This is a genomic window from Syntrophorhabdaceae bacterium, assembly GCA_028713955.1.
In the GTDB taxonomy this organism is placed as follows: Bacteria; Desulfobacterota; Syntrophorhabdia; order Syntrophorhabdales; family Syntrophorhabdaceae; genus UBA5609.
Window position 1 is genome coordinate 1 of sequence record JAQTNJ010000252.1, and the last position, 4,401, is coordinate 4,401.

The window sequence follows — 4,401 nt, forward strand, 5'->3', positions numbered from 1 at the left end:
TCTCCTGCCGGCCGGAAAGATTGAACAACAGGATTTTTACCGAGGGCGGCATGGACTGTCCGCCTCAATTGTCCTGTACCTTTCCCATGGATGATCCGTATCTCAAAAATACTCTTCTCACGGCACAGGGCGAGATAGTCGGTGACGAGTTCCCTGACTTCCCGCGGTTGAAAGGTGTGCAGGTCAAGCACACCGTCTACGGGAATCTCAACAGCCTCTATCTCATCCATTACGCCATTATACACTGAACTCCCTTGTGTTACAACCGCCCCTTGTTTAGTACTAAATCATGCTTATAATAAAATATGGACCATGATAAAACGGATACACAGTGCAGGTTGATAAACAGGAGATCTTTTGTGAAGTTAATGGGACTCATGGGGCTTGGCTGCACAGGTTTTATCGCTGCATGTGACAAAGTTGCCTCGAAAGATAAAGGAAAGGTATCCCTGAATTCAATCTCCATTCCACCCATAGACCTCGCGGTACCGTCAAAGACAGAGACTGCTACGTTCTCCATGGGGTGATTCTGGGGACCCGATGCCCGGTTCGGGCTTATTCCCGGTGTTGTTCGCACCCGTGTCGGATACGCAGGAGGCACAAAGAAAAACCCTACCTATCACAGCCTCGGTGATCAAGCGGAAACGCTCCAGATGGATTATGATCCCACGAAGGTATCCTATGCGCAACTCCTTGATATCTTCTGGGCTAACCACGAACCTGTCGCCAGACAATCATCACGCCAGTACATGTCGATGATACACTTCCATAATGAGGAACAAAAACGGATAGCATCGGAATCGAAGGCCCTCCGGGAGGCACGACAAAAGACCAGAATATTTACAGAGATCGTGCCTGCCGGGGAATTTTATCTCGCCGAAGACTATCACCAAAAATACTATCTGAGGCGGGTACGTGAGCTTTTCAATGAGTTTGTTGCCATATATCCCAAGCCAGCCGATCTCATATCGTCTACGGCTGTGGCACGGACAAACGGTTACGTGGGCCATTACGGCACCACAGAAGGTCTCAGGGCTGAGATCGATATGCTCGGCCTATCCGCTGCGGGCAAGGAAAAACTCCTGCATATAGTCGCCCGTTCTATTTTTTCTTTACGATAGGCACGATCTGGCCGGTATCCGGTATAATTATAATGAACCTTGACCCGTCAAGGTCCCGCCCTGTTATCGTGCGGCAAATTTCCGGGGCCGGATTATTTAACCTGCGCAGCCTGCACCTTCGCCAGGGCAATCTTTGCATGGGCAAGTTTTTTAAAGTACCCTTTGGTCTTTGTAGCGTTCCCGGCGGAGATTGCCTTCATGAGGTCACCTTCCACCTCAGCGACCTCAAGAAGCTTGTAATAATCGAGTGATTCCTTGAGATGGGCAATAACGATCATGCCGGTTATGATAGGATGATTATTCGTCACGTTTGCGTCTCGGAACCTGATACCGTGTTCAAGCTCCACCTCAAGACCAACGCGAAATTCTTCCAGGTCTATCTTCATCTTTTCGGTATTTACCTCGGCGAGTATCGTCTTTGCCTCTTTGGAAAGCACCTTGGCTGCCTTCAGCTTTGTCCAGTCCCTTATCTTCAAAGCCTTGCATACCCTTCTTACCTCTTCTGTCGTGATATACTGTGGAAGCTTCATGCGGTCCTCCTTTTTCTGATTATCCCGGATATATCATGGGAACCTCATGTCGGGCTTTCCTGTAGCAAACCGTCGTGAGGCGAGGAAGCTCGGTCTTTTGCGCAAGCAAAAGTTCCGAAGCCGAACGCGAGCGATTGGAGCCGCTGGAGCGGAATGAGCGTGTTTGCGGGGAAGAGTCCGGCATGAGGTTCCTCCTAATATAAGATCCGGGATTATTGTTCACCCTTATATATGCAGCTCGATGACGTCTCTGTCTTCGAGCACAAATTCTCTGTTTACCATCATACCATCGTATTTGCCCGCATATAGTTACACTGTAAAGCGCCACTTGCAGAAACAATCAGGCGGGTGGTCGGGCGGTGCAAAAATGCATTCAACCTTTATACCCGGATCGACGGCATGGGCAAAGGATTCAAACTCCCTCAAATGCATCTCCATACAGTAAAATTCCGGCAGGCCGTGCTTTACCCGCGCGACCTGGGTGACGCACTTCGGCGCCGTCAAGATCACTTCATTGTCTCTCTCTTCAATATGATACCCGACAATCATCGTCCATGGACAATACCGCATGGCTTCCGCGAAACCTCTCAATCCTTTTTCATGAATATGAAACCTGTGGATAATGTCCTGCGCGGACATCCCTGCTATCTTCGCCCAGACGACCTCATCGAGGTGTTCCGCTGAAGAACGATCATACTTTTCCTCCACGGAGAGGAACCAGAAACCGTCAACGACCCTGTAGTGCCAGAGGAGAAATTTGAGGTAGTTTTTCAGGCCTTCGTTATCCAGATTGTTCAATATCCCCAGGTCCACGCGTATCTCCTTTGTGTCATTACATTACTGCATGATTTTGTGCGGATGTTTATCCCTTTTCCTGCCCGGCTATCTTGGTCCAGGAATCGCGAAGAGACGCAATACGGTTGAACACAGGTTTTCCCGGTGTGGAATCTTTTACATCAACACAGAAATAACCGAGTCTTTCAAACTGATACCTGGCCTCCGGCGAAGCATCCTTCAGGCTCTCCTCCACATAGCAGGGGGGAAGCGTTTCCAGTGATCCCTGGTTCAGGTATTTCGTAAAACCATCTCCGACACCCGCAGGGTCTTCGATCCGGAAAAGCCGGTCGTACAGACGTACTTCGGCGGGCACCGAGCGATCCGCCGATACCCAGTGTATTACCCCGTCCACCTTGCGTCCATCCGGCAGCGGGCCGTTTCGTGTCGCCGGATCATAGGTGCAGTGGAGCTCAACAATCTCACCGGTCTTTTCGTCTTTGACCATGCCCACGAATTTAATGACATAGGCATTCCGGAACCTGACCTCCCTTCCCGGAGCAAGTCGTTTATACTTTTTCGGGGGGTTTTCATCAAAGTCGTCGCGTTCGATATAGAGCGTCCTGGAAAAGGGGATCTTTCGTGTCCCCATGTCGGGATTCTGCGGATGATTGGCGCATTCAAACTCTTCCACCTGTCCTTCAGGGTAGTTGTCGACGATAACGCGGAGGGGCCGCAAAACCGCCATCGCGCGCGGCGCCCGTTCATTCAGATCATCCCGGACACAATGTTCAAGCAGCGAGATATCGACAAGGTTTTCGTTCTTGGCTACGCCGATCTTTGCGCAAAAGTTCCTGATCGCCTCCGGTGTATAACCGCGTCTCCGCAAGCCGGCAACGGTCGGCATCCGCGGATCATCCCAGCCCGTAACATACCCTTGCTCGACCAGTTCGATGAGCCTTCTTTTGCTGAGGATCGTATAGCTGAGGTTAAGGCGGGCAAACTCGATCTGCTGTGGGCGGTCATCAGCGATCAACTGGTTCACGATCCAGTCGTACAGCGGGCGGTTATTCTCAAACTCAAGGGTGCAGATAGAATGGGTGATCTTTTCAATGGAGTCCGAAAGACAGTGGGCAAAATCATACATGGGGTAGATGACCCATGTATCGCCTGTCCGGTAGTGAGGTGCCCGTTTAATGCGGTAGATAACGGGATCCCGCATGACGATGTTCGGTGAACTCATATCGATCTTTGCCCGCAGGACATGTGCCCCGTCCTCGAACTCTCCTGCACGCATACGGGTAAACAGGTCCATATTCTCTTCAACGGAGCGGTTCCGGTAGGGGCTCTCCCTGCCGGGTTCAGTGAGTGTTCCCCGGTAATCCCGTATCTCATCGGCGTTTAAGCTGCAGACATAGGCCTTGCCGCCCTTGATGAGCTGAAGGGCAAACTGATAGAGCTGTTCGAAATAGTCGGAGGCATAAAACAGACGATCCTCCCAGTCAAATCCAAGCCAATGGACGTCGTTGATGATCGACCCCACGTATTCGAGGGACTCGCCGCTGGGGTCGGTATCGTCAAGCCGGAGATTGCAGGTGCCTTTATACTGCGCCGCAATGCCGAAATTGAGGCAGACCGACTTGGCATGTCCGATGTGGAGGTAGCCGTTCGGCTCAGGAGGAAAGCGTGTGGCAACACGGTCACCGTGTTTGCCTGTCTTTAAGTCATCATCGATAATATCCCGGATAAAATCGGTGGGGTGAGAGCCATCTGTTTGCGTCATATTTTTGAACTCCTTGAATCTTTATCCAGACCGCTTTTGATACCGCCAGGCCTGAATGGATTGTGTTAATGTCATACCATAAGCAGCACTCTCTTTCAAGAAAAGGAACCGGGGGAAAACGTTCAAAACGTATTGTAGGACATTTGTTTGGAATATTTGATATTTGAGTTTTGATATTATGTAGAAAATAGCG

The 4,401-nt window shown here is 50.6% G+C and carries 5 protein-coding genes and 1 pseudogene; 3 read left to right on the top strand and 3 right to left on the bottom strand.

Annotated elements, in window-relative coordinates:
• The 3 genes and pseudogenes from PHU49_15045 to PHU49_15055 all read left to right on the top strand — a co-directional run.
• The coding region (locus tag PHU49_15045) for a hypothetical protein (protein MDD5245323.1) at positions 1 to 248 on the top strand (248 nt) is incomplete at its 5' end.
• A 111-nt stretch (positions 249 to 359) separates the two neighbouring features.
• Positions 360 to 527: a hypothetical protein gene (locus tag PHU49_15050; GenBank protein ID MDD5245324.1), complete on the top strand. Its 168-nt coding sequence runs from the start codon at positions 360 to 362 to the stop codon at positions 525 to 527.
• 15 nt (positions 528 to 542) lie between these two features.
• Positions 543 to 1,121, top strand: a pseudogene (locus tag PHU49_15055) (peptide-methionine (S)-S-oxide reductase).
• A 92-nt stretch (positions 1,122 to 1,213) separates the two neighbouring features.
• On the opposite strand, the gene PHU49_15060 reads toward PHU49_15055, so the two are convergent.
• The 3 genes from PHU49_15060 to PHU49_15070 all read right to left on the bottom strand — a co-directional run bounded on the left by PHU49_15060 (position 1,214) and on the right by PHU49_15070 (position 4,208).
• Positions 1,214 to 1,651 (bottom strand): hypothetical protein, encoded by a 438-nt coding sequence (locus tag PHU49_15060; protein ID MDD5245325.1) that lies wholly within the window; start codon positions 1,649 to 1,651, stop codon positions 1,214 to 1,216.
• 309 nt (positions 1,652 to 1,960) lie between these two features.
• On the bottom strand, positions 1,961 to 2,464 hold the full coding sequence (locus PHU49_15065) for a DUF6125 family protein (protein MDD5245326.1): 504 nt from the start codon (positions 2,462 to 2,464) through the stop codon (positions 1,961 to 1,963).
• Positions 2,465 to 2,513: 49 nt separating this feature from the next.
• On the bottom strand, positions 2,514 to 4,208 hold the full coding sequence (locus PHU49_15070; GenBank protein ID MDD5245327.1) for a glutamine--tRNA ligase/YqeY domain fusion protein: 1,695 nt from the start codon (positions 4,206 to 4,208) through the stop codon (positions 2,514 to 2,516).
• Positions 4,209 to 4,401: the final 193 nt, after the last annotated feature.